The sequence below is a fragment of the Alteromonas sp. AWQ4_252 genome (genome assembly GCF_056158205.1).
Genome location: NZ_JBSWSV010000001.1, coordinates 4,118,723 through 4,144,783, shown reverse-complemented (window position 1 = coordinate 4,144,783; position 26,061 = coordinate 4,118,723). Strand labels below are relative to the sequence as shown.

Genomic DNA, 26,061 nt, shown 5'->3' with positions numbered 1-26,061 from the left:
CAGTTAACGTTTAAACGGGCTTTCTTCGCACTCGATTACGTGCCAGGGTAAACCGTGAATATTTAACTCATCCATAAATGGGTCAGGATCGAATTGCTCCATGTTCCACACACCTGGCGCTTTCCATTTTCCTTGCAACATCATCATGGCGCCGATCATTGCCGGTACTCCTGTGGTGTATGACACGGCTTGCGCGCCCACTTCGTCATTGCACTTAGCATGATCGCAGTTGTTGTAAATGAAAATGGTTTTTTCTTTGCCATCTTTCACACCGGTAATGTAAGTACCAATGCAGGTTTGGCCGGTATACCCGTCAGCCAGTGAGCCTGGGTTAGGCAGCACAGCTTTTAAGAACTCCAAAGGTACTATCTTCTGCCCCTGAAACTCTACTGGCTCGATGCTTGTCATGCCGATACCTTCGAGCACGCGCAAGTGGTTGAGATAAGCATCACCAAATGTCATCCAGAAGCGGGCACGTTTAAGTGAAGGAAAATGCTTAACAATGGATTCCAGCTCTTCGTGGAACATAAGATATGACGCGCGAACACCGATATTCTGGTAATCGAGATCTTCACGTACGCTTAGCGGGTCGGTTTCTTTCCACTCGCCGTTTTCCCAGAAACGCCCACGTTGGGTAATTTCACGGATGTTGATTTCCGGGTTGAAGTTTGTGGCAAACGCCTGGCCGTGATCGCCACCATTACAATCAACAATATCCAGGTAATGGATCTCGTCGAAATAGTGTTTGGCCGCGTAGGCGGTATATACGTTAGTTACGCCTGGGTCAAAACCAGAACCCAATAATGCCATGATGCCCGCATCTTTAAACTTATCCTGATAAGCCCACTGCCAGCTATATTCAAATTTTGCTTCGTCTTTAGGCTCGTAGTTCGCCGTGTCGAGATAATCGGTTTTTGTTGCTAAACACGCGTCCATGATGGGGAGATCCTGGTAAGGCAATGCGAGGTTAACCACCAGATCAGGCTTAACGTTATTGATAAGTGCTTCTACTTCTGAAGCATTATCTGCATCAACAGCAAATACACCTTTAACACGATCTGCTCCCACTTCATTTTGCAGCGCTTCACACTTCGACACTGTTCTGCTAGCCAGATAAATTTCGTCGAAATATTCAGGTAAGCGGGCACATTTTTTCACTGTTACAGCGGCAACGCCGCCAGCACCAATAATTAAAACGCGAGACATAGTTTAGTTTCCCGAGACGTTAGGTAAATTTGCGCTGAATGCTAGCAGACATCAACTTTTTGGCAAGCAAAGTTAAGCCCGAAAGAGCAATTTTTCAGCCTGGAATTGGCGGGGATACTACAATTTTCTTCCCAACCCGAAAGTAGGGATACAGTAGCATAGTTTCTTCCCCATTAGGACAGGTTGCATTAATGGCGATTGCGTTGAGTTGTTTGTGTCTGTCAGTGGTAACAGTTGCCGCATAAACCAGCACGCTGTAGCTATCGGTATCAGTCGTGGTATCGATAATACGCCACTGAAGTTGTTCAATAAGATAGCTCTCATTTTGACCGTGGCTGCGATCTTCGGCAAAAAGACACCCAATGCGGCCGTCTTCATAAATTGCAGCGAATGGATAGATAACATTGCAATGGGGAAGTAGTATTTCGCATAATGACAAAGACCGGTTAACCAGCAGTTGAAGCGGTTCTGGCACGCTGAGCGATTTGTGTATCACGCTAATTCTCCAATCTTATCTGTCACAGGAATCACCATATCACTTGTAACGCAGTAAAACTTGACTTGGATCACACTTGCCTTAACCCTTGAAGGCCGCCTGTGTGTACCACAAGAATTTTACTGTTACTGGCAAAGTAACCTTTAGCGAGTAACGCTTTAAGGGCCAGAAATAGCTTTCCGGAGTAAACAGGTTCAACGGGTACGTTATACTCGTTTGACATTTCGTCACAAATATCAAGCAGTGAGCTATTTTTTTTAGCATAACCACCACAATGATATTCATGATTAATATACCAATTTTTTTCCGCCGTCGGTAGACCGACAAAAGTCTTAACCAGCGATTCAAGGTAGCCTTGACCTTTGAGTACAGCAATACCCATTGCGCTCTGTCGTGGTGAAATTGCGGTGATTAGCCCGGCTAAGGTGGCACCACTTGCAACAGGCACAATAAAATGGTTGAAATGAGCGCTTAGTTCTTCCTCTACTAACTCAGCCATACCCAAAAGGGCTGCCTGTTGACTGCCTCCTTCCGGGACGATGTACGCAGCGGGAAAGCGAACCCGTAGATCTGCTAAATACTCATCATCGTCACGAAGTTTGTAAGTGATTTTGTCAACGTACTCAATGTGAGCATGCCAGGATTGTAAATCGCGAAGCATGGGCGTGAGTGATTGGGAATAGTTACCTCTGACTATCGCAGTAAATTGTAAACCCAGTTGATGGCACAAGTAACCGCAGGCGTGAAGATGATTTGAATATCCCCCTCCAAAACTCACAATATGTTTAGTGTTGGCAGGCATGGTGTTTAGCGCATATTTCAGCTTGCGCCACTTGTTTCCGGAAATAACAGGGTGAATTAGGTCGTCTCGCTTTATAAATAGCCGAACTTGATCAGCACCTGGCCAGGATGGAGTAAAAGGCTCCACTGGTGAAGGCAAGCGAATATTAAGTTTGTGGGCGGCAAATTCAGAATACGGGCCGATATCATTCATAAATATCACTATGTAGGACAGAAATTTAACATTAACTCGGTGTCATATTTGATCAACGAGGACCTTGTGCGGGTAAGAATAAGTTAACTATCTTACAGAGTTTTATGATTATGAGCAGCCTCACGAGCAAAGTGATACTTTGCTGCAGCTTGTTAGGTCCCACGTTATTAACGGCCAGCGAAAACGACCCTTTCCCGGAAATTAATTTTACTTTAGCTGAGAAAAACTTGGTTGGCGAAAGCGAGTTTTCCTATCTCTTTTGGGATGTGTACAACGCTAGTCTCTATGCTTCTGATGGCAGGTGGGACCCGGAAGAGCCCTTCGCCCTAAGGCTTTCCTATGCCAGGGATTTCAAAGGTGACGATATTGCAAAACGGTCTGTAAAAGAAATGCGAAACCAGAAAGTGGCAGCCGACGATGTGTTAGGGCAATGGCAGAGTGACATGCAGAAACTTTTCCCTGATGTGAAGGAGGGCGATCAGTTAACTGGTATCGCGAATGAAAACAATCACACTATTTTTTATTTTAATACCGAGAAACTCGGTGAAATTAACGATTCTGCATTTACAAAGGCATTTTTCGATATCTGGCTTGGCGAGAAAACATCGCAACCTGATATGCGCAAAGATTTACTGGGAGAAGTAAAATGAAATTATTTATACAAACTGTATTTATCTGTGGTGCTCTCGCCTTGGCTTCAGGTTGCGCGGGCGGGCTCGATGGTGAAACTTATAAACAACAACAACCCATATTCGATTTGTATGACTTTTTCGATGGACCTGTCAAAGCATGGGGAATAGTACAAAACCGGTCCGGAGAAGTGGTTCAACGATTTACTGTGGACATAGAGGGTCGAAAAGACGGTAGCCAACTAATATTAAACGAGTCGTTCGACTATCAGCTTGGCGATGGACCAGCCAGTCGCATCTGGACTATAACTCCCGTATCAGGCAATACTTATCGCGGTGAAGCTGGCGATATCCTGGGTGTGGCAACGGGTAATAGTTACGGCAATGCGTTTAACTTCCAGTACACGATGGATTTGCCTGTCGACGATACCACTTACGAAGTGTCGTTTGATGATTGGTTCTTTGCCTTGGAGGCCGATACCATGATGAATCGTTCATATATAAAGAAATTTGGCATTGTGATGGCAGAAATTACCATCTTCATGCAAAAACAATGAGGCCGGTAAATCCTTTTAGCTCCGTTTTTTTTGAGTGCGGACTGGTAAACTGATAACAACGCCAAATCCGCTTCTCTCACACAATGGGTTGTCGATGAACCATAACTTGCCATAATGAATAGCTGCAACAGCTTTTACCATAGATAATCCCAGTCCATTCCCCGGAGAGGTACGGCTTTGTTCAGACCGATAAAACCGGCGGTCAAGGTCGTTAAATTCAATGGTGGGTAAACCTTGGCCTGAATCATTGACAGCGATGATAACCCGGGAGCCGACGGTTTTCAGAACAACTTCGATTCGACAATTTCCTTTAGCATATTTTAGGCTGTTATCTAGCAAATTACTTAGTGCCTGAAAAAGTAAGTGAGGATCACCTTCAATATTGACTGGTTCAATGTGAGTCGATAAGGCTATTTCACAATCTTCAACCAGCGGCTCGTAAAGATCAATGACATCAGTAACCACGTGGTGTAGCGCAACCTCAATAAAACCGGAGCGTTGTCGCTCACTTTCAACATCAGCAATGCGCAACAGCGAATTGAAAATCGCCAGTAGATTGTCAGCTTCATCTAGTGCCTGATCACGCAAATCACTCTCGGGGAGTTTTTCCAACCTACTGCGCAACCTCGACAGTGGTGTTCTCAAATCATGGGCGATATTATCAGAAACCTGTTTAATATTTTTTACCGAAGTTTCAATCATTTCCAACGTTTTATTAAATACAATAGCCAGTTTGCTCAGGTCGTCCCAACTGCTGTCGATTTCCATCCTGGCACTGAGGTCGCCGGTATCCATAATGTCACTTGCGGTATATGACATGCGATTAATACGATTCACAACATAAATGGCAACACCAAAGCTCAGCGCTGCGATCATGGCGAGCATGACTACAAATATCCAGCCGAGCGCTCGGCCTATTTTTTGTGTGCTGTACAAGTCATCTACGTTGCGGGCAATAATGACCTGATAATTACCTAAAATCACGCGGTCCAGCAAGACGCTGCTCGAAGACGAGGACGTCTGTTCCAGACTGTCTGCTGCAATAAATTCCTGAAGTGGTAGCGGTACTACAGTGGGGAGAACTTGCTTGGTCAGTACAGGTGGAGAAATAAAGTTTCCGGCAATAATGTTCTTCTTTGCGTCCATCAGACAAATAAACGTATTGTTGCCCTGTCGTAGAATGCGATTTTGAATGGCAGTACTGACAGCATCTATGCCTTGCTGGCGATATAATTCCTCAACAAAAAAACGCTCTGCAGAGAGCGCCGCTTTTGCCTCGTCTATGAGTTTGTCATCATCAGCGAGAGACCAAAAATAAAAAACAAACAGAATACCTGCCGACGACAGTGTAGTGAAAAGGGCGCCGACCCTAAAGCTGGAGCTTCGGGTAAACGCGCCTATCGCAATCAAATGCCTGTCTCTGAAATGCGATAACCGGTTCCGCGCACGGTTTCAATAAGTGGGATATTAAATGTTTTATCTACTTTTTGCCGCAGGCGACTAATGTGCACATCGATAAGATTGGTTTGCGGGTCAAAATGATAATTCCAAACCCGTTCAAGCAGCATACTGCGCGTCACGACTTTGCCTCGGTTTCTAAGTAAACATTCAAGCAATTGAAACTCTTTCGCCTGTAAATTAATCTCTGTTTCGCCTCGAGTCACTTTGCGTCGAAGCAAGTCAAGTGTCAGGTCACCCACAGAAAGTTCAGTTTCCTTCGCACCCGGCGAGACACGACCTGTAAGCCCTTCTGCCCGAGCGAGAAGCTCTTCAATGGCAAACGGTTTAGTAAGATAATCATTCGCTCCACTACGCAAGCCTCGAACCTTATCATCAACCTGGCTTTTAGCGCTAAGCAATAATACGGGCAAAGTGGGTTTTACTGTGCGAATTTTTTCTAACACTGAAAACCCATCTAAAGCCGGTAGCATAATATCAAGAATAACTAAATCGAATGCTTCGCCCAGCGCCTGATCTAAACCGTTTTTCCCGTCACTTTCGTGAATACAGTCGTGGCCTGCCGACAGGAGTCCGGTTTGGATATGCTCTGCGACGGTAAAATCGTCTTCAACTATCAATGCTTTCATAAGTCTGGCTCTACCTCGTAGCAGGCTCATTCTCGGCCTTCAGAAACAGTGTAACTTGTACATTATAATACGCATTATTTTAGTGCTTCCGATCACATCACACAGCCAAATCGACGCAAAATCACCATTTATTACAGAACTTTAATTTTCACCGGAACGTGAAAAACGCATCGCTGGGTTGTACGGCGTAAAGTTTTGAATTTCCCCACTGGCAGTGATTGCCTGAACTGAACGCCAGTACTCCGGGCTCATTAAATCGCCGTGTAATTCTTTGAGTATATCCTTAAATTGTTTTTTTCCCAGAATGAAGTGTTCAAATTGTTCCGGAAATACATCGTCTGGTGCCACAGATAACGTGTCAAGGGCATAGGGATCATCAGAGTGAGGAAGCGAACGGAAGTTTCTGTCTTTCATCAGGCATATCTCATCGTAGTCGTAAAAGATGACTCTGCCATGGCGGGTAATACCGAAGTTCTTATGCAACATGTCCCCTGGGAAAATGTTGGCTAAGGCAATTTGCTTTATGCACAGACCTAGCTCATTAATAGCATTTTTTATTTTATCTTCGTTTTGTTCCTGTTGAAGATACAGGTTAAGGGGCGTCATTTTTCGCTCGATATAGAGGTGGTGGATGATCAGGGTTTCTTTAGTAAGGGTCAGGCTTGCTGCACAGCTTTCCTCAAGTTCTGCAAGCAGTGCTGGCGAAATACGGGCCAGGGGAATGTGAAAATTAACGTACTCATGGGTGTCAGCCATGCGACCTACACGGTCGGACAGTTTTACCAAATTGTAGCAAGCTTTAACATGATCTCGGGTAATTTTTTTACTCTCCGCAAACTCGTCTCTTATAATTTTAAAAACCACGCCGTAAGAAGGGAGGTGAAATACCATCATCACCAGCCCTTTAGTGCCAGGAGCGCGTTCAAATTTATCATTGCTGTTATCGAGGTGTTGCAAAAAATTTCGGTAAAATACGGTTTTGCCATGTTTGTGATGGCCCAGTGACATATACAGCTCGAAGTGTTTCTTATTCGGCAGTAACTCCTGCAAGAAAGCCGCAATTTCCGCCGGATGCTGTGTGTCTACCATGAAATAGCTGCGTGCAAAGCCAAAAATCACTGACAAATCCTGTGGATCTGTAAGCAGTGCATCAATGTATATTTCCTGCAATTCATTTGTGTGGATGGAGATGACGAAAGGGAGGGTTTCAGTGGGCATGCAAATTCGCCCGATAAGGTAGGCAGACTTACCTCTGAAGAACACCGGTTTTAACATTTCAACACAGTAAACACTTGCAAGCTGTTTGGTACTCAGGCGTTGGCGCAACGCGTTTTCCAGGTTGCTCATGTCACGAGGTTTATTCTCAAACGATCGTTCAAAACGATAAATTTGAAAAATAGACGCGTACATTTTTGCCACTGTGGTCGTGGTGTCGAAACTATTAATTACCTTCTCCCTGTCGCGCCCGGCTAAGAAGCAACGACTGGGAAGTAAAAACATAATGTTGTCATCGAACGTGGTGTGACGAAATACACGTCCAATAATGGAATTGTAAAAGGTCTCTGCCAATTCAAACTGAGGGTGTTGCTCTAGTAGCCGGGTAAAGGCACCTTTCACCTCATACCAAAATGCGTTTTCCCGTAGATTAATATGACATTGCTGATAGATATCCGTAACGGCCTCAGAGACGCACTTTTCATAGATGTGGATCCGCGATTGAGACGCCGTCTGCGTGGCTTGCCATTCTCCATTCTCAAATCGCGCTTTCGCGCCCCGTGTAATTCGGGTGAACAATCGGTAACTCTTATCGAAATGTGTGAGAATTTGAAATGCGATTTTTCTCGCTAAATCTTTGTCGGTCATGCTGTTACCCGATGAATGTATCAACTTAACCGTAACATAACTGACACTCCCGGACTGTTCATTCGTATGAATGTTCTCTATTACCTGCATCCATAACGCATTTCGTAACCAATTGCCGGGTATTGACTCGCAGGCAGAAAATAACGGAGTAAGTTAGTATTATAAAAAACCTTTTAATCTCGCTAGCCCAAGCGCGTTACAAGTGGTGGCATCCTGAATTTCCCCGCCCTTGATCATGTCGTCTAATTGTTTCAGGCTAATGCGATGACAAGTCAGGCCTTCTTCTTCCGGGTCTAAGTTTTGCTCTGTCAGTGTCAGAACCCTGGCTACCCAAATGTGATAACCCTGATTGCAAAAGCCGTAGGCGAGGTACTGATAACCAATACATTCTAAATGCTTGGCAACGAGTCCGGTTTCCTCTTGCAGTTCTCCAGCGGCGAGGGCCCGGGGGTCGATGTCACTTTCTGTTTCCCACGTTCCTTGCGGAAATTCTAATTGTCGCTTCTCCACAGGGTATCGATACTGCTCCACCATACAAACGTGGTCGTCATGAACGGGAATGACTACAGTGAAATCGGGCTTTTCCATCACACTGTACAAACCTTGTTGTCCACTTTCTCTTTCGATGGCGTCCTCCCTGATCCGCATCCATTTATTTTCGTAAACAACTTTGCTGCTGAGTGTTTTAATTTCCGACATATTTGCCTCCGTACTTGAGTTGGTGTGGCACTCATAGCTAATTTAACAAGAAGTTGGGTAATAAAGATACGAATTACCCATGAGTTAACTATTTTAATAGGTCTGCTCATCTGACCAAATGGTCCGAAAAGCTTTATTATAGTTTTAGACTTGTAGACGGCTATCTATCTATGATTTACTTCGTCCGCCAGCAGTATGCGGGCCCTTTCACAATAATAATACATCTAATCAGATTCACCGGCTTTTGCTGTGCCCTGTAACAGACAAAGATGAACCATTATTGGGTTACACCTTGTAACTCTTTCAAAAAGCACTTAGATCGGGAACACAACTATGCATCAGGAAAAAAACTCCAAACCGGCATTTACACTTTCACTAATTGCCGCAGCCCTTATCGGCGCGCCGCTTTCTCTGCTCTCTACCAGCACTCTTGCGCAGGAGGAAATTGCAGATGAAGACCTGGAAAAAATTCAGGTAGTGGGCTCGCGCCGCGTCGGAAGGACAGTAAATGACTCTCCGGTACCCATTGATATAATCGATGCTTCTTCAATAGAAGCGACAGGCCTTACTGAAACAAATATGATTTTAAACAGCCTGTTACCCAGTTTTAACTTTCCTCAGCCATCTATCACAGATGGTACTGATCACGTGAGACCAGCGCAATTACGCGGCCTCGCACCCGACCACACACTGGTATTAGTAAATGGCAAGCGCCGCCACACCAGTGCACTGCTGAATCTTAATGGCTCAGTAGGGCGTGGTTCGTCCGCTGTTGATTTGAACGCCATTCCTGCTAATGCCATCAAGCGCATTGAAGTTCTGCGAGACGGCGCAGCCGCGCAATACGGTTCAGATGCGATAGCCGGTGTTATAAATATTGTGCTTAAAGACGCCAGCGAGGGCGGTGATGTGTCTGCAACGTACGGCGCAAACGTCACCACAATGGATGGCGTGCCTGATCTGGAAAATGTGAGTGTTGGTGATGATGGCAATCTGGCCTTTACCACAGGGTCAGATCGCTCTGTTACTGATGGCCAGACAGCAACGCTTCGCGGCAATATAGGCTTCGAGTGGGGAGCAGATGGGTTTGTGAATGTGTCAGCTGAATATCGTGACCGCGGGCAAGCCAACCGGGCCGACTATGACCCAAGAGAAAACTACGCCAGAGACGAAAATGGCGATTTGGATGCTCGTGAGCTTACTGTAAATCGTTATAACCACGTGTACGGCAATGGTGAAGTAGAAGATTACGCAGTGTTTGTAAACGCAGGTAAAGCGATTAACGACGACATCGAGTTTTACAGCACAGCTGGTTTTAGTCAGCGAGATTCTCTCGGTGGCGGTTTTTATCGTCGGGCCCAGGATTCACGAAATGTATTGGCGATTTATCCAGACGGTTTTCTACCGTCAATTCAGACAGATATTACCGACACATCATTGTTGGCGGGTATAAAAGGTTATGGTGACGTCTGGAATTACGATCTGTCCGTTACCCGTGGCAGTAACGAGCTCGAATACAGCGTAGTTAACACACTTAACACTTCATTAGGCCCGACAAGTCCAACTCAGTTTGATGCTGGCGCACTTGAATACACAACGACTATCGTGAATGCCGATGCCTCAAGATTGGTGGATACTCAGTTTTTCTACAGTGAAATGAACTTTGCAATGGGCGCTGAATATCGTCATGAGAGTTATGACATTACCGCCGGCGAAGAAGGGTCATACATTCGCGGCAATTTTGGTCCGGGTGGCGAAGTTACAGACCCGGTAAATGGGCCATTTGGTGCAGCGGGCTCCCAGGTTTTTCCTGGATTCACACCGGAGTCAGCAGGAGATAACAGTCGTCATAACTACAGCTTTTACGTGGATGTAGAAGCGGATGTCATTGAAAACTGGAACGTAGCGGTAGCGGGTCGTTACGAAGATTACTCTGATTTTGGCAGCACCTTTAACTGGAAAATGTCCCACCGGGTAACGGTAACCGACACCTTCGCACTGAGAGCATCGGTATCTACCGGTTTCCGTGCTCCCTCGCTGCAGCAGCAATACTTTACGTCTATTGCAACTGTATTTGTAGATGGCGTACCCACTGAAACTGGCACGTTTGCGCCTTCAAGTGATGTGGCTCAGGCACTGGGTAGTCCAGGGCTGGATGCGGAAGAGTCTGAGAACTACAGTGCTGGCTTCACCTTTTCACCCAATGCTGATTTTAATCTCACCGTGGATTTCTATCGCATCGACATCGATGATCGAATTGTGTTGTCAAACAACCTTTCCGGCGATGCCATTGAAGCCTTGCTGGCAGGCACGGGGGCTAACCGGGCGCGCTTTTTCTTAAACGCCATTAATTCCCGTACAGAAGGGGTAGACATTGTGTCCACGTATACATTGAATACCAATGAATGGGGAGCGTTTAATTTCAATGCTGGTATCAACTTCAACGACAATGAAGTGACAGATATTCTCGATGCTCCGGAAGTTTTGCAAGGTGCAGGGTTTGACCAAAGTAATTTGTTCAATGATGTAGAATTACGCAGGTTTGAAACCAGTTCACCAGACAGCAAGTTGAACCTTGGTGTTACCTGGAATTATGACCGCTTTACTACTACGCTGCGCACAACCCGTTACGGTGAAGTGGAAGATCCTTCATCCGTTGAAGCTCGAAATGAAATCATCCCTTCAGAGTGGGTGACTGATTTGGATGTTCGTATCGCCCTTACCGAAGGATTGAGTGTATCAGTAGGTGCAAACAACTTGTTTGATGTGTACCCGGAAGCAACCCGTTATAACGTGGATGAAGTGACAACGTTCTCGAACATCTTCCCGTACTCTGGTTTTTCTGCCTTTGGTTTCACCGGACGTTACGTATACGGTAAAGTGAGTTACGCTTTCTGATCGATTATACAACTGAGCGTAGAAACGGAGCCTTGTGCTCCGTTTTTTATGTGGATGAAAATACCCGTATCATTGTGGTAAATTGCTAACGTTTTGTTTACCCCTCTGAATAGAAACTGTGCGGGGAGAACGCGTATAGCCAGAGTAAATTTCAGATCAAAAAATGTGAAGATGTGCTAATATGCACCCTGAAAAAAAGTAAAAATAAAAATAATTAATAAATCAATAGGTTAAGCTTGCCATGATGTAATAGATACATTGGCAAAGCAGTGCCACGACAGTGAAAAAAACATCGTTGCCACAGGTATGGCTATTCTATGTAACTAGCCTGCCGGGTCGCGGAAGCCATTTTGTATAGATAATTGAAGCAAGTATTTAAGACTTGTTCAGAAAATAACGGGTTTGCTGGTTGACATATAGACGTCTATACGGCAAATTACGTTCATGAGCAAAATGATTCGCACTACCAGCACGATGATTATTACCACCTCTTTGAGGGCGGTCGCTGGCTAGTGCGCAATATGCAATCAGACATCGAAAGCCCGCCCTGACAAAGAGCGGGTTTTTTTTTACGCAAATTTCTGCAGATGTAGCAAAAATAAAACCGAAAGGAGCATTACATGAAAGTCTTAAAGTTTGGTGGATCTTCTCTGGCCGACGCCCCCCGTTATCTGCGCGTGACCGAGATTAGCATGACCACCCACCAAACCGATGGCGCGGCCGTAGTGCTCTCCGCGCCAAAGGGAGTGACCAATGCATTGTCGCTTCTGTGTGAGCAAGCGGCAGCGGGAGAAGATTTCCAACCCTTATTTAACAAGCTTGATGAATTGGTCAATGGCATCGCTAAAGAGCTAAACGCCACCTTAGATAATTTTGCCTTCGATAGTGTTTCTTCGTTTATCTCTACCCGATTGTCTGCACTGAAACAGCAACTGGAAGGCATAAAATTGTTAGGTACTGCCCCGGATTCAGTAGCTGCAAGTATCCTGAGTATTGGTGAATACATTAGCGTGACTTTATTCAGCGCTATTCTGGACACCAAGGGCATCACCAATCAGGTTATCGACCCTGTGGATTATGTATTAGCCCACGGCGATTATCTCGACTCCATTGCCGACGTGGCCATGAGCAAAGCACGCTTTAGTGATGTGACAAATGACGGTTCTGTATTTCTTATCATGCCGGGCTTTGTTGCCGTTAATGAAGAAGGTGAAAAAGTTACCTTAGGGCGTAATGGCTCTGATTATTCTGCCGCAATTCTTGCTGCCTGTATTGAAGCTGAGTGTTGTGAGATTTGGACGGATGTTGATGGTGTCTACAACGCCGATCCCAACCAGGTTGAAGGTGCAGTACTGTTAGACAAGCTCACTTATCAGGAAGCCATGGAGTTGTCTTATTTCGGTGCTAAAGTGTTGCATCCAAAAACTATCGGCCCCATCGCACAGCATCACATTCCCTGTTTAATTCGCAATACGCTGAATCCTGCCGCGCCGGGTACACTGATAAGCAACGAGGCAAGTGAAAAATGGACATCGGTTAAGGGGATCTCTCAACTCGACAATATCACCATGTTCAACGTGGCAGGGCCGGGTTTGAAAGGCATGGTTGGAATGGCAAGCCGGGTATTTGAGGTGATGAGTAATGCCAACATTTCTATCAGCCTAATCACTCAATCAAGCTCAGAGTACAGCATCAGCTTTTGTATTCAGGAAAAAGATTCGGCTCGCGCTCAGGCACTGTTAGAGGACGCCTTCGCCTTGGAATTGCAAAATCAGTTGCTGGACCAAATAGAAGTGCGTTCCGATTTAGCTATTGTCACCCTTGTTGGAGACGGTATGCGTCACACCAAAGGGCTTGCAGCGCGTTTCTTTGCTTCTTTGGCACAGGCGCGAGTAAATAATGTGGCGATTGCACAGGGGTCATCAGAGCGTTCGATCTCTACAGTTATTGAAGCGAAAAAAGCGAAGAAGGCCGTAAAGGTAATTCACCAGAACTTCTTCTCAGATCGCCATACCATTGACGTATTTTTAGTGGGGTGTGGTAATGTGGGCACCGAATTGCTCAGCCAAATCGCCCGACAGCAGCCTACCTTGCTCAAGCGCAACATTCAGTTGCGGGTGTATGGAATAGCTAACAGTCGTAAGTTGCTGCTTGATCCAAAAGGCATTGATGTGGGCGGCGATTGGAAAGCATCACTTCAAGAATCGTCTGATGTGTTTACTCTCTCGCGGCTGAAATCCTTTGTAAATGACAACAGCCTGGTTAACCCGGTTATCGTGGATTGTACCAGTCATGAATCAGTTGCCTCTCAGTACGTCGATATGATGGAAGAGGGCTTCCACGTGGTGACGCCGAACAAAAAAGCCAACACAGATACCATGGCGTATTATCGTAGATTGCGCAAAACCACGCAAAGTACTAATCGTCAGTATTTATACGAGACAACAGTAGGTGCCGGACTGCCTGTTATTGATAATTTACAGAAGCTGTTTGCAGCTGGTGACGTATTGCATCAGTTCGAGGGTATACTGTCTGGCAGTTTGTCTTATGTGTTTGGTAAGTTGGAAGAAGGCATGAGCTTGTCTGAAGCGACGTCTGCCGCCAAGGAAAATGGCTACACTGAGCCCGACCCCAGAGATGACTTAAGTGGTATGGACGTAGCCCGCAAACTGCTTATTATGGCTCGTGAAGCGGGGCTGTCGTTGGAATTGTCCGATATCGAAATTGAATCTGTACTGCCTGAAGGTTTTGCTAAAGACGCCTCTATTGATGAGTTTATGCAACAATTACCCAGCATAGATGACGCTTTCGGGGAGCGAGTGAAAGCGGCACAAGCCAATAATAGCGTTCTGCGATACATCGGCAGCATTGAAGGTGATAAGTGTAAAGTCACTATTCAGGCCGTGCCAGTAAATCATCCGTTGGCGGCTGTTAAAGACGGTGAGAATGCCCTGGCAATTAGCAGTGATTATTACCAGCCTATACCTTATGTAATTCGTGGTTATGGTGCTGGTGGAACAGTAACCGCAGCAGGTGTCTTTGCAGACATTCTGCGCACTATGCCCTGGAAGCAAATGGCGGGATAAGATTGATGAGCAGTAATAGTACTACCCGGGTTTTTGCACCGGTTTCAATTGGCAATGTCAGTTTGGGCTTCGATGTACTAGGGGCAGCCCTGGTACCCGTTGATGGCAGTGAGTTTGGTGATGTGGTTGAGGTGAAAGACGCAGACACGTTTTCCCTCAGTACTACCGGCGCATTTGCACACAAACTGCCAGAAGGCACAGACAATAATATTGTCACTCTGTGTTACGCTCATTTCTTGGAAGCACTGGTAAAAGCGGGTAAACCCACCCGTCACGTTGCCATGACGCTACACAAAAATCTGCCAATTGGTAGCGGTCTCGGGTCGAGTGCCAGCTCAATTGTTGCCGCATTACACGCATTGAATATTCACTTTGATGAACCTTTCGATAGCAACACCATGCTATTGATGATGGGTGAAATGGAAGGGCAAATCAGCGGTAGTATTCATTACGATAATGTCGCGCCCTGTTATTTTGGTGGTATGACGTTGATGACTGGCCAGGATGAGCAGGTTGCTGTGCAGCTTCCTGTTGTCGATAGCTGGTACTGGGTAATATGCTATTCTGGTATCAGTGTTTCCACTGCCGCGGCAAGAGACGCTCTGCCTGAAAAAGTAGAAATGGCAAATGCGCTCACCTTTGGTCGCCAGCTTGGCGTGTTTACCCATGCACTACACAGCGGCGATCACAAACTTGCTGCCAGTGTTATGCACGATGTTATTGCAGAACCCTATCGAAAAGCATTGCTACCCGGGTTCGACGACGCCAGAACACACTGTATGTCAAGTGGAGGGCTGGCCTTTGGTATTTCAGGTTCTGGTCCAACGGTTTTTGCTGTGTGTGATGATGCCCAAAAAGCAGAGTCGATTCGACAGTGGTTACAACGCAATTACGTACAGAATGAAGATGGCTTTAGCCACGTTTGTCGCATACCCCACAGTGGTGTGGTTGCCCAGCAAGTGAAAGAATAAGGTAAGTGAAGTGGAATTAGTTAATTTAAAAGTATCATCGGACACTGCGTCGTTTTCCGACGCTGTAAAGCGTGGCCTGGGTAAAGAACAAGGCCTGTATTTTCCTACTAATGTACCTGCATTAGAGAATATTGACGACGTACTGGCGATGCCTTTCGTTGAGCGCAGCATTCACGTTCTTAAAACGCTGATTGGCGATGAGCTGGGTGAAGGTACACTGGAAAGTATTGTCAAAGACGCATTTACCTTTCCCGCACCGGTAGTGAGCGTGAATGACGACGTGGCAACACTGGAATTATTTCACGGCCCTACGTTAGCTTTTAAGGACTTTGGCGGGCGCTTCATGGCTCAATGTTTATCACGTATAAGCAATGGCGAGCCCATCACAATCCTTACTGCTACCTCTGGTGATACCGGAGCTGCCGTTGCTCACGCTTTTCATGGTATAGAGAATATCAACGTGGTTATTTTGTTCCCCAAAGGCAAAATAAGCCAGTTGCAGGAAAAGCTGTTTACTACACTGGGTGATAACATTCACACGGTTGCTATCGAAAGTGATTTTGACGCGTGTCAGGCCATGGTAAAGCAGGCGTTTGACGATGCCGACGTACGGGAAGGGCTGCACCTTAACTCAGCGAACTCTATCAATATTAGCCGTTTGCTCGCCCAGGTGTGCTATTACTTTGAAGCAGTAAGCCAACTTAGTGATGAACAACGCAAAGAGCTGGTGATTTCAGTTCCTAGCGGCAATTTCGGTAACCTCACAGCTGGTATGATCGCCAAAGCTATGGGCTTACCTATCAAACGCTTTGTGGCGGCGACAAACCTAAATGACACGGTTCCACGTTATTTAAAGACCGGTGAGTGGGCACCTAATAAAACGGTTGCGACTATGTCGAATGCGATGGATGTGAGTCAACCGAATAACTGGCCACGAATAGAGGCTTTGATTGAGAGAGGTTATCTCGATAAGTCATGCCTACGCGGTGAGTGTGTAGATGAAGAGTATACGCAAATGGCCATGAAGCAACTTGCGCAACAAGGGTATACCAGTGAGCCTCATGCTGCTATCGCTTATCGGGCTGTGAGTCATGACCTTGCTGAAGGAGAATACGGCTTGTTCTTAGGAACTGCACATCCTGCGAAATTCCGTGAAACCGTAGAAAACGTGTTAGGTCAGCCGTTAAGCCTGCCACAACCTCTGGTGGACTGCTCTAGTAAAGAAAGTCAGGCGGTTACCCTCCCAGCAAGCTACGACGCGCTTAAAGCGCATATGTTCTCAGTACTAAAGAAGTGATGTGGGAAGATGTGCTGGGCGCTGAAAAGGCCCAGCCGTATTTTCTGACTTTACAGGAAAAGGTGGCACAGGCGCGACGTCAAAGTGTGGTGTACCCTTCTTCCGATCTTGTCTTCAATGCTTTTTCTCTCACCCCGCTGAATGAAGTGAAGGTGGTGATTTTGGGGCAAGACCCTTACCACGGGCCGAACCAGGCACACGGGTTAGCGTTTTCAGTTCAGCAAAACGTAAAAATTCCACCTTCTCTTCGAAATATCTATAAAGAATTGAACAATGATATTCCGGGTTTTTGTACGCCAGACAATGGCGATTTGACCCATTGGGCTCGTCAGGGAGTGTTGCTGTTAAATACGGTTTTGACGGTAGAGCAGGGAAAAGCACACAGTCACGCCAAGTTCGGCTGGGAACGCTTTACTGACGCAGTGATACAGGCAATCAACACCTACACTGATAATGTGGTGTTTCTGCTTTGGGGCAGTCACGCCCAGAAAAAAGGTGCGAATATAGATACGCAGCGGCACCTAGTATTAAGTGCGCCACATCCGTCACCGTTATCTGCCCATCGTGGTTTTTTTGGCTGTCAACACTTTAGCCAGACAAACCACTGGCTGCAGTCGCGCAACAAAACCCCAATTAACTGGTAGTGAACCACCAGAACAAAAGGTTGTTAGCAGACAAATAAACAAAACGGCCGTCTGAAATCAGACGGCCGTTTGTGTTTTATCTTTCCATTGATTCTAGTTCGTACTCGAAACCGCAATCAATTTCAGCTAGTTCTTTTTCTAATTTGAAGCGGTCTTGAAGGGCTTCTATTTCTCTCCATTTTCTCTTTTTACTTTTCGTTTTTGCCGGAGTTTCTTCAATATTTAACATCGCAAACAGATCTGACTTATCCACTAGGATCTCCTTCTATTACCACTTTACTCAGTGCCAGAATTGAATGTTTTTCATCCTTCAGGCTCTTTTGTATCACAGCCGCCACAAGAATAGAATAGTAAAATTTACTTTTCATTAACAATTTGTGACAGTTGTATGACACGCTGTGGTTTTGTCCATATAAAAACGGCCAGTAAAAACTGGCCGTTGTCAGATGCACCGTTTTGGCTGCTAAGGCAACCTCTCTTCCTTAACTTGGTGCATTGGCGTTTCTGAAGCGACTAATCAGGTGTTGTGTGGAAGCGTCGAACGATTCGCTCTCTGCTTTTCCTTGAATCCCGTCAAGCACCTGGTTTCCAAGTACTTTTCCAAGTTCTACACCCCATTGGTCAAAGGAATTAACCTGCCAGATAACGCCCTGGACAAAGACCTTATGTTCATACATTGCAACCAACGCGCCAAGAGTTTGCGGTGTTAGCGAATCGAACAAAATAGTATTGCTAGGCTTGTTACCAGGCATGGTTTTATGTTGTGCCAATGCCTTGCGAGTTACTTCCTCTAAACCCTTACCTTCGAGGTCTGCATAGCATTCATCAAAAGTTTTACCTTGCATCAGAGCCTGAGTTTGCCCGAAACAATTTGAAGCCAACATGGCATGATGGGTATCGTTTTGATTAGGTACGTTGAGCGGTAACATAAAATCCGCGGGAATAATGGTTGTACCCTGGTGAATTAACTGGTGGAAAGAATGCTGACCATTCGTGCCTTCACTTCCCCAGATGATGGGGCCGGTTTGCCAGTCAACAACGTTGCCGTCCTGAGTGACCTGCTTACCGTTACTCTCCATGTCCAACTGTTGTACGTAAGCAGGCAGACCTCTTAAGTAGTGGTAGTACGGCAACATGACATGGGACTGCGCATCGAAGAAATTGCGATACCAAACGCCTAAAACAGCAAGAATGACGGGCAGGTTGCTCTCAAAAGGTGCATCTTTGAAATGCTTGTCCATTTCATGTGCGCCTTCCAGTAAGCCTTTAAAGTTCTCAAAGCCAAGAGCAAGTGAAATTGGCAAGCCAATGGCTGACCATAAGGAATAACGGCCGCCAACCCAATCCCACATTGGGAAGATATTTTCTTTCGCAATACCAAACTCAGTTGCTGCTTTCACATTCGATGATACGGCAACAAAGTGTTTGGCGATATCTTCCTGCTTGCCACCTTGCTCCAGGAACCAGGCCTTAGCAGTAAGGGTGTTTTGCAGTGTTTCCTGGGTAGAAAATGATTTTGAAGACATAACTACCAGGGTTTCTTCGTGATCTACTGAGGCCAGAACATCGTGGATATGACACCCATCGACATTTGCCACAAAGTGGACCTTAACGGCTTTATGAGTGTGCGGCTTGAGCGCTTCGGTCATTATTTTCGGGCCCAGGAAAGAGCCACCAATGCCGATAGCAACAATCTGTTTCACTGACTTCCCGGTGTAACCTTTGTGCTCGCCAGAGTGTACAGACCTGGTAAAGGCTTCGATTTTGTCGAGGGTGGCGAGTACTTCAGGCATAACGTCTTCGCCGTCTACCATGACAGGGTCGCCACTGAAGTTGCGCAGCGCAGTATGCAGTACTGCACGATTTTCGGTGGCATTTATGGCTTTTCCACCAAACATTGCTTCGCGGTGGCTTTCCACGCCCTGCGCTTTTGCAAGGTCAAACAACGCTGTCATGACATCGTCGGTAACTCTGTTCTTTGAGTAATCGACAAACAGGCCACAGGCTTCGGCCTGCATTTTTTCTGCTCGGCTGGGATCGGCTGCAAACCAATCGCGCATATGTGTATTTTTGATTTCAGACGCCAGGGCGTTTAATGTCGCCCAAGCAGGCTGGTGTGTTAAATCAGTCATAAGCTTTCCAGTGTTACGTGTAAATAAACGGGTATCTTAGTGACCCAGTTTCTCTTTAAGCATTACTTCAAGTTTTTCTTGGTCGGCTGCAAAGTTGCGAATACCTTCGGCCAGTTTTTGTGTCGCCATGGCGTCTTCGTTCATGTCCCAACGGAAAGCTACTTCATCGAGCTTCGCACCAGGAGTCGCAGTGGCGCCTTTATCCTGAAGCTTAACTGGCAACGGATCTGTTGTATTTTTAAGCTCTTCTAACAACTGAGGGCTGATAGTGAGCCTGTCACAGCCCGCCAGTGCTTGAATTTCACCAATATTGCGGAAGCTCGCTCCCATAACTACTGTGTCATAACCGTGTTCTTTGTAGTAGTTGTAGATTTGCGTAACTGAGATAACACCAGGATCTTCATCAGCAGTGTATTCTTTTTTGTCTGTATTGGCTTTGTACCAATCGAGAATACGGCCAACGAAAGGGGAGATCAGGTATACACCGGCTTCTGCACAGGCCCGTGCCTGAGCAAAACTGAACAATAACGTCAGGTTACATTGTATGCCGCGCTGTTCCAAAATTTCTGCTGCTTTAATGCCTTCCCATGTAGAAGCAATTTTGATTAAAATACGCGACTTGTCGATGTCTTCATCATTGTATAACTCCACCAGGCGCTCGGCTTTTGCGATGGTGGCTTCTGTGTCAAAAGACAAGCGGGCGTCAACTTCTGTAGAGATGCGGCCAGGAATAAGGGCCGATATTTCTTTGCCGATTGTTACCGCTAGTTTGTCAGAGGCATCAATAAGTTGTTGAGCGGGGTCTTGAGACTGTAATTTTGCCCACGCGACGGCATCATCAATATAACCGGCGTATTCGGGAATGCCCGCGGCTTTTAAGAGTAATGACGGATTAGTAGTTGCATCTACAGGCTGATACGTTTTTATGGCTTGGATATCGCCTGTGTCGGCTACGACGGTAGTTAATTCGCGCAAAGCGTCTAATTGATTGCTCATCGTCTCTCTCTAAATAGGTGACCTAATTAAACGAAAAGCCCACGAAACAGTGTTGTTGTGAGCTGTCAGATATTGATGGTTGTGTTTTTCAACTAAACCACAATGTAGGGTTAGTATGTCCAGTCGATTAAACCAGATCGATTTTGGTAATTTTATAACAGACTGGCGGTATAAATAACACCGCTATACGAGATTTTATCCTACTTATGGGGATAAACGTAATATTTTAAATGCAGAGGAACCCTTTATGATTGTGGTGGTATCACCGGCTAAAAATTTGGATTTTGACACTGAAACGCCGGTAGACACGTTTACTCAGCCAGATTTACTTGATGCTGCCGAAACATTGGCTCAGCGGTGCAAGAAATTAACGCCTGCAGACCTTTCATCGCTGATGAAGATCAGTGACAAGTTAGCTACCTTGAATGCTAACCGGTTTGACTCTTTTTCTACGCCATTTACACCAGAAAACGCACGTCAGGCCATTTTTGCGTTCAACGGCGACGTTTATTCGGGGTTAGATGCCTATTCACTGAATGAAGATGAGTTAGCGTATTCTCAGCGTCACCTGCGTATTCTATCAGGTCTATACGGACTTCTGCGCCCTCTGGATTTGATGCAGCCATATCGGTTGGAAATGGGCACGAAGCTCGATAACAGTAAAGGCAAGAACCTCTACGAATATTGGGGGGACGATATTACGTTGACCCTGAATAAAGCCCTGCAAGCGCAAGGTGACAATGTGTTAGTGAACCTTGCTTCCAATGAATACTTTAAGTCGGTGAAGACCAAATCTCTTGATGCAATGGTGGTGACGCCTCACTTTAAAGACTTGAAAAACGGGCGGTATAAAGTGATCAGCTTTTATGCAAAAAAAGCCAGAGGAATGATGGCGCGCCATGTCATTCAGAATCAGATAGATGATGTTGCCGGGTTAAAAGCGTTTGACGGTGCGGGTTACCGTTTTTCCGAAGAACAAAGTACTGATACTGATTTGGTATTCTTACGGGATGATTCTTAAGGCCAAGGCTTTAGATCTGCTGTGATAGAAAACAAGCTTCACAGAAGGAAGCAGCAAATTTAAAACTTGCTGCTTCTTTTTCTAGGATTGACTAGGGATTACGCTAACACCTCTTTCAATGCGGTCACACAAGCGTCAGTTTCTTCCGGCGTGCCCACACTAATGCGAGACCAGGAATCAAACCCTGGCCAGGTGCGGCCTACCACTTTGATCCCCTTTGCTTTCATCTCTTTTGCGAAGACATCGTGTGGCATACCGGTATCCACATAGATGAAGTTACCTTGAGGATTTTTGGCATAAGGACGACCGAGTGATTCTGCTGCTGCGGTAAGCTTTTCCCTTTCTACCTTAATGCGTTTACGCATGGTGTCGAGGTTGCCGTGATCATCCATACTGGCCATACCCGCTACGAGTGCTAGATAGTTCACTCCGCCCATACGTAGTTTTCTACCCAATTGCTTGGCTTGGTCTGCAGGCATTATTGCGTAACCTAAACGCTGGCCAGCCATGGCGTGAATTTTGGAGAAAGTGCGACAAATTACAACGTTATGGCCGTCTGCTACCAACTGAGACTGGACATTGGCAGGATAAGCATCTGACATTTCAATGTAAGCTTCGTCGATAAATACCTGTGCTTTCTTAGATACCCGTTTAGCAAAAGCGGTAAGTTTCGCAGGGTCGACGACCTTTCCTGTTGGATTGTTGGGGTTACAAATGTACACAGCCGTTGTGTCGTCAGTAACTGCAGCTTCAATGGCGTCAAGATCAAAGCCCATTTCTGCGTCGAGAGGAACATATGTAACATCAGCACCCATAAATTCTGCACCACGGGGGATACCTTCGTAGGTTGCCATAGAGGTAACCAGTTTATTGCCGTTTTCGGTTATCCACTCTGCGTAGCCAAAAAGGATAGGAGACGAGCCGTTCGTCACTACGATTTGGTCAGCGGATACCCCTTCCTGTTTAGCGATTTTTTCTTTCAGCACATCTACAGTAGCATCGGTATAGCGGGCAAGGTTAAACAGTTCTCCTTGCATTGCTTCAACCGCTTTTGGCGATGGTCCAAAAGCGTTTTCATTAGAAGAGAGCCTTACCAGTCCGTCGTTTACATTCGGTGTCGCAGAAGGGAAGTGGGCAGTTTTCATGCCTGCTGCCTGGAGTTCTTTAACGCCATTGTCAAAACAGCCAGTAAGGGCAACAGCGCCTGCACCTACACTAAAAGTTTTTAACCATTTACGCCTGGATGAACCTGATGTGGACATAGTTTCTGTTTGTTTTGCTGCCATGATTTCTCTCTTTTCCTGAACAGTTGAGTGATGCTGCTATTCTTTGGATTTTTGTTAACTGAATTTTTCCGATGATTCAGGTGCAATGCCTACCGATGCAACAGGCATTCCAAGTAACTCTCTTCAGGTTATCCGGTATCTTTTTGGGGATGATTTGCGCAACTATTGCGATAAAATGCTAATCAGCCCTGAAAATAGGAGGAGCAATTCGTTCTTTTTAACCGTTTACGTGCATTGATATAGTGCGTTGAACTATTTTGGGGAGTCGCGCAAGTGACAAGGAGGCACAAGCAGAAGTTAGGTGTGAGGGAGTACGGTGCCTTTTCATTAGTAACTTAGTGCAGTGACAGGCCCATCGGGCCTGTCTCATACCGCTACAATTTTAAAATCATTTTACCCGTGTTCTTTCCTTCAAACAGCATATTCAAGCCTTCACAGGCATTGTCTAAGCCTTCAATGGTATGTGCACGGTATTTGATCTTTCCTTGTTGCACGTAAGGAGTGAGTTTTTCGAGTAATTGCGGAATTTCATTCCAGTGATCCGGCATAGCAAAACCCTGAATAGTGATCCGTTTTTTGATGAGTGGGATCCAATTTGGTCCAGGAGAAGGTTTGTCCGCCTGGTAATCGGCAATCATTCCGCAAACCACTATCCGGCCATGCTCATTCATGCGGTTCACAATGTGGTGCTGGATAGGCCCGCCAGTGTTCTCGAAAAAGACATCAATACGATCAGGCGTCAGTGTTTTTAGTTTTTCCTTCAAATCATCTGTTTTGTAGTTAATTGCGCCATCGAACCCCAGTTCATTTACTATCCAATCGGCTTTGTCGTCACTGCCAACCACGCCTATGACACGCAAGCCGTCTGCTTTGGCTAACTGTCCGACAATGGAACCCACTGAACCTGCGGCACCGGTAACAATGAGGGTTTCGCCTTCTTTGGGTTTGCCAAAGTTATACAGGCCAGTGGTTGCGGTTAAGCCGGGCAGGGCAAACACACATAGCGCCATTTCCTCTGTTACGCCCTGCTGCAGCTTGTTAAAGCCACTGCCATCGCTGACAACATATTCGCTCCAGCCCGTCATACCCATGACTTTATCACCCTCGGCAAAGGCATCGTTTTTCGATTCAACCACCTCGCCAACACCGCTGGAGCGCATAACATCACCTAATTCGACAGGCGGTATATAGCTTTCTCTGTCATCGCTCATCCATCCCAACATTGCCGGGTCAAGAGACATATGGGTTTGTTTGATAACAATCTGCCCCTCTTTTGCCGATGGGATGGTCTTTTCCCGGGTTTCAAATAAGTGGGGACCAATCTTTCCGTCGTCAGGGCGTTTTACTAAGGCAATTTCTTTATAAGTGGACATATTGTCTCCGTGTTAGTATTGCTGTAAGAAAGAGGTGAGGATATTTTTTTCTAATACAACAGTGATACGTAAGAAAGTGACAAAACGATGATATACACCAGTGCCTAATGGTGCACTTCAGGATAAAAGTTAAACGGAGACTGAGTATGTACACACTTTTTGGCTTTCCTCGCACGCGGTCAGTACGCGTGGCGTGGGCTCTGGAAGAGCTGGGATTACCTTATGAATATGCCTTGGTGAATTTGCGTGCAGGGGAACATAAATCTGAGGCTTTCCTGAAACATAACCCGGCAGGTAAAATTCCTGCGCTGACCGGAGAATTTGGTGCTATGAGTGAATCTGCCGCCATTGTTACCTGGTTAATGGATAAACACGGTCAACAGGAATTTATGCCAGTCCTGGGCTCTGAAGCGCGGATGCGCTATGAAGAGGCCATGGCATTTGTGACTACGGAACTTGAACAGCCTTTGTGGAATATGGCTAAGCATAAGTTTGCACTGGCAGCTGAGTATCGTTTAGAAGGTATGCAGGGTGTGGCTGAGTTTGAGTTCAATACTGCTTTGGCAACCTTCTCAGCTATGCTGGCTGATAAGCCTTTTCTTACAGGGGACCTTTTTACCGGGGTGGATATTATTGCGGGCCACACTTTAGCGTGGGCTAAAGGTAGTCAGATGGCCTGGTCTTTTGACAATATTTCAGCTTATGCAGAGCGGGTGCTCAGCAGGCCTGCTTACGAAAAAGCGTGGAAAAATGAAGTTGCCCATCTCCCAGAGTAAATGGGCAAAGCTTCAGTCGTTTACTCAACAAACATTTCTTGCTGAAATTTGAGGGTTTGCGCACTATTACCTTGTTGGATGTCGATAGAGAAACGAAATGTTTCTCTATCGTTGAAAGATAAGGGAGCGATGTAATAAATCGCATCCTGTTCTTTAACTCGCTTAAATACTAGTGGCTTAGTGGTGCCCAAAAGATTCCGTGCGCTACCGGAGACGGCGGTATTTAGTGGCTTTTTTGTCTGACTGTCGAGAACCGAAATATTCACAATGGCATTGTAATTACTTCGCACGATGCCATAGTTTTTTGCTATCTCAGGCGTGAAAAACGTCGTGTTTACGACGATGTAATGGACATCCCATTCGCCCAGCTTTTCCATCTGCTCTGCAGATGCGCCTGTGCACAGTAGCATGAGCACGCAGCCCATTAACCATTTAACACTCACTCTGCGACAAGTCATGGTTTTCTCCTCCACTAAGGCTTGTTGAAAGACTCAGTAAATTCCAAAGGTGTTTTGCAACAAGATCTGAATAAACTGCAATGCAATAATGGCAATGAGCACTGACAAATCAAGCCCTCCGATTGGAGGAATTACCTTTCGGATGGGCGCGAGGAATGGCTCGGTGAGTTGATACAGTACATATTCGATGGGGTTTTGTCCTTGAGACACCCAGCTCAGTATGGCGCGAATGATGAGCATCCAAAACATCAGTGACAAGGCCTGCTTAAGTACGGTGATCAGTGCCAAAATGATAATGGCTGCGGGATTAATGGTGCCAGAACCGAAAAGCAGAGTAAGTGTGACAAATTTTAATGCCGCGACAGCAATAGCCAAAACTAGTGTGGCGGTATCAAAGTTACCGATTGAGGGAATGACCCGACGCAGCGGACCGACAATAGGGTGGGTGGCTTTAACAATAAACTGGCTGGCAGGATTATAAAAATCAGCTCTTACCAATTGTAGCCACAATCGTAAAATCACTACCATCAGATATAAATCGAAGAGGGTATTGACTAAAAATACCGATGCGTCGTTCATGTAACGTTTCCTG

General features: G+C 45.9%; 23 protein-coding genes. 9 read left to right on the top strand and 14 right to left on the bottom strand.

Annotated features, from left to right (window positions below):
- Positions 1-3: 3 nt before the first annotated feature.
- The 3 genes from ACXACM_RS18200 to ACXACM_RS18190 all read right to left on the bottom strand — a co-directional run bounded on the left by ACXACM_RS18200 (position 4) and on the right by ACXACM_RS18190 (position 2,696).
- Complete coding sequence (locus ACXACM_RS18200; RefSeq protein ID WP_474823520.1) at positions 4-1,206, bottom strand: saccharopine dehydrogenase family protein; 1,203 nt, start codon at positions 1,204-1,206, stop codon at positions 4-6.
- 94 nt (positions 1,207-1,300) lie between these two features.
- On the bottom strand, positions 1,301-1,702 hold the full coding sequence (locus ACXACM_RS18195) for a hypothetical protein (RefSeq protein WP_474823519.1): 402 nt from the start codon (positions 1,700-1,702) through the stop codon (positions 1,301-1,303).
- A 70-nt stretch (positions 1,703-1,772) separates the two neighbouring features.
- A complete protein-coding gene (locus tag ACXACM_RS18190; protein WP_474823518.1) occupies positions 1,773-2,696 on the bottom strand; it encodes a 1-aminocyclopropane-1-carboxylate deaminase/D-cysteine desulfhydrase in 924 nt (307 codons plus the stop codon).
- 110 nt (positions 2,697-2,806) lie between these two features.
- Here ACXACM_RS18190 and ACXACM_RS18185 point away from each other — a divergent pair, with 110 nt between their 5' ends.
- Both ACXACM_RS18185 and ACXACM_RS18180 read left to right on the top strand, forming a co-directional pair.
- Positions 2,807-3,346: a chalcone isomerase family protein gene (locus ACXACM_RS18185; protein WP_474823517.1), complete on the top strand. Its 540-nt coding sequence runs from the start codon at positions 2,807-2,809 to the stop codon at positions 3,344-3,346.
- Positions 3,343-3,882, top strand: a complete 540-nt coding sequence (locus tag ACXACM_RS18180; RefSeq protein ID WP_474823516.1) for a DUF3833 domain-containing protein — start codon at positions 3,343-3,345, stop codon at positions 3,880-3,882. Before ACXACM_RS18185 ends, ACXACM_RS18180 begins: the two co-directional genes overlap by 4 nt.
- A 15-nt stretch (positions 3,883-3,897) precedes the next feature.
- Here the strand turns inward: ACXACM_RS18180 and ACXACM_RS18175 are convergent, their stop codons facing one another.
- The 4 genes from ACXACM_RS18175 to ACXACM_RS18160 form a co-directional block, all read right to left on the bottom strand.
- Positions 3,898-5,292 carry a sensor histidine kinase gene (locus tag ACXACM_RS18175; protein ID WP_474823514.1) on the bottom strand — a complete coding sequence of 465 codons (1,395 nt, stop codon included), beginning with the start codon at positions 5,290-5,292 and terminating at the stop codon, positions 3,898-3,900.
- The gene (locus ACXACM_RS18170; protein ID WP_474823513.1) at positions 5,289-5,969 is read right to left on the bottom strand and encodes a response regulator transcription factor; all 681 of its coding nucleotides are present in this window, start codon (positions 5,967-5,969) and stop codon (positions 5,289-5,291) included. Before ACXACM_RS18170 ends, ACXACM_RS18175 begins: the two co-directional genes overlap by 4 nt.
- Positions 5,970-6,110: 141 nt before the next feature.
- The gene (gene aceK, locus ACXACM_RS18165) at positions 6,111-7,832 is read right to left on the bottom strand and encodes a bifunctional isocitrate dehydrogenase kinase/phosphatase (protein ID WP_474823512.1); all 1,722 of its coding nucleotides are present in this window, start codon (positions 7,830-7,832) and stop codon (positions 6,111-6,113) included.
- Between the two features lie 159 nt (positions 7,833-7,991).
- A complete protein-coding gene (locus ACXACM_RS18160; RefSeq protein ID WP_474823511.1) occupies positions 7,992-8,531 on the bottom strand; it encodes an NUDIX domain-containing protein in 540 nt (179 codons plus the stop codon).
- A gap of 333 nt (positions 8,532-8,864) precedes the next feature.
- On the opposite strand from ACXACM_RS18160, the gene ACXACM_RS18155 reads away from it, so the two are divergent.
- The 5 genes from ACXACM_RS18155 to ung all read left to right on the top strand — a co-directional run bounded on the left by ACXACM_RS18155 (position 8,865) and on the right by ung (position 17,427).
- On the top strand, positions 8,865-11,429 hold the full coding sequence (locus ACXACM_RS18155; RefSeq protein ID WP_474823509.1) for a TonB-dependent receptor plug domain-containing protein: 2,565 nt from the start codon (positions 8,865-8,867) through the stop codon (positions 11,427-11,429).
- A 620-nt stretch (positions 11,430-12,049) separates the two neighbouring features.
- Positions 12,050-14,515, top strand: coding sequence for a bifunctional aspartate kinase/homoserine dehydrogenase I (thrA, locus tag ACXACM_RS18150; RefSeq protein ID WP_474823508.1), 2,466 nt, complete (start codon positions 12,050-12,052; stop codon positions 14,513-14,515).
- Between the two features lie 5 nt (positions 14,516-14,520).
- Complete coding sequence (thrB, locus tag ACXACM_RS18145) at positions 14,521-15,486, top strand: homoserine kinase (protein WP_474823507.1); 966 nt, start codon at positions 14,521-14,523, stop codon at positions 15,484-15,486.
- A gap of 10 nt (positions 15,487-15,496) precedes the next feature.
- Positions 15,497-16,783: a threonine synthase gene (gene thrC / locus ACXACM_RS18140; RefSeq protein ID WP_474823505.1), complete on the top strand. Its 1,287-nt coding sequence runs from the start codon at positions 15,497-15,499 to the stop codon at positions 16,781-16,783.
- Positions 16,783-17,427 (top strand): uracil-DNA glycosylase, encoded by a 645-nt coding sequence (ung, locus tag ACXACM_RS18135; protein ID WP_474824408.1) that lies wholly within the window; start codon positions 16,783-16,785, stop codon positions 17,425-17,427. Before thrC ends, ung begins: the two co-directional genes overlap by 1 nt.
- Positions 17,428-17,503: 76 nt before the next feature.
- On the opposite strand, the gene ACXACM_RS18130 is transcribed toward ung, so the two are convergent.
- The 3 genes from ACXACM_RS18130 to tal form a co-directional block, all read right to left on the bottom strand.
- Entirely contained in the window at positions 17,504-17,680 is a 177-nt protein-coding gene (locus ACXACM_RS18130) for a DUF3545 family protein (protein ID WP_474823504.1), read from the bottom strand.
- Between the two features lie 229 nt (positions 17,681-17,909).
- Positions 17,910-19,559 carry a glucose-6-phosphate isomerase gene (pgi, locus tag ACXACM_RS18125; protein WP_474823503.1) on the bottom strand — a complete coding sequence of 550 codons (1,650 nt, stop codon included), beginning with the start codon at positions 19,557-19,559 and terminating at the stop codon, positions 17,910-17,912.
- 36 nt (positions 19,560-19,595) lie between these two features.
- Positions 19,596-20,555 carry a transaldolase gene (gene tal, locus ACXACM_RS18120; protein WP_474823501.1) on the bottom strand — a complete coding sequence of 320 codons (960 nt, stop codon included), beginning with the start codon at positions 20,553-20,555 and terminating at the stop codon, positions 19,596-19,598.
- 247 nt (positions 20,556-20,802) lie between these two features.
- Between tal and yaaA the strand changes: the two genes are divergently transcribed.
- Positions 20,803-21,576 (top strand): peroxide stress protein YaaA, encoded by a 774-nt coding sequence (yaaA, locus tag ACXACM_RS18115; RefSeq protein WP_474823500.1) that lies wholly within the window; start codon positions 20,803-20,805, stop codon positions 21,574-21,576.
- Between the two features lie 98 nt (positions 21,577-21,674).
- On the opposite strand, the gene ACXACM_RS18110 is transcribed toward yaaA, so the two are convergent.
- Together ACXACM_RS18110 and ACXACM_RS18105 are read right to left on the bottom strand one after the other, a co-directional pair.
- Positions 21,675-22,862 (bottom strand): pyridoxal phosphate-dependent aminotransferase, encoded by a 1,188-nt coding sequence (locus ACXACM_RS18110; RefSeq protein ID WP_474823499.1) that lies wholly within the window; start codon positions 22,860-22,862, stop codon positions 21,675-21,677.
- A 374-nt stretch (positions 22,863-23,236) separates the two neighbouring features.
- A complete protein-coding gene (locus tag ACXACM_RS18105; RefSeq protein WP_474823498.1) occupies positions 23,237-24,235 on the bottom strand; it encodes an NADP-dependent oxidoreductase in 999 nt (332 codons plus the stop codon).
- Between the two features lie 146 nt (positions 24,236-24,381).
- Between ACXACM_RS18105 and ACXACM_RS18100 the strand changes: the two genes are divergently transcribed.
- Positions 24,382-25,011, top strand: a complete 630-nt coding sequence (locus ACXACM_RS18100; protein ID WP_474823497.1) for a glutathione S-transferase family protein — start codon at positions 24,382-24,384, stop codon at positions 25,009-25,011.
- A gap of 20 nt (positions 25,012-25,031) precedes the next feature.
- On the opposite strand, the gene ACXACM_RS18095 is transcribed toward ACXACM_RS18100, so the two are convergent.
- Both ACXACM_RS18095 and ACXACM_RS18090 read right to left on the bottom strand, forming a co-directional pair.
- A complete protein-coding gene (locus tag ACXACM_RS18095; protein ID WP_474823496.1) occupies positions 25,032-25,469 on the bottom strand; it encodes a DUF4426 domain-containing protein in 438 nt (145 codons plus the stop codon).
- A 33-nt stretch (positions 25,470-25,502) separates the two neighbouring features.
- On the bottom strand, positions 25,503-26,048 hold the full coding sequence (locus tag ACXACM_RS18090; RefSeq protein WP_474823495.1) for a YggT family protein: 546 nt from the start codon (positions 26,046-26,048) through the stop codon (positions 25,503-25,505).
- Positions 26,049-26,061 lie beyond the last annotated feature (13 nt).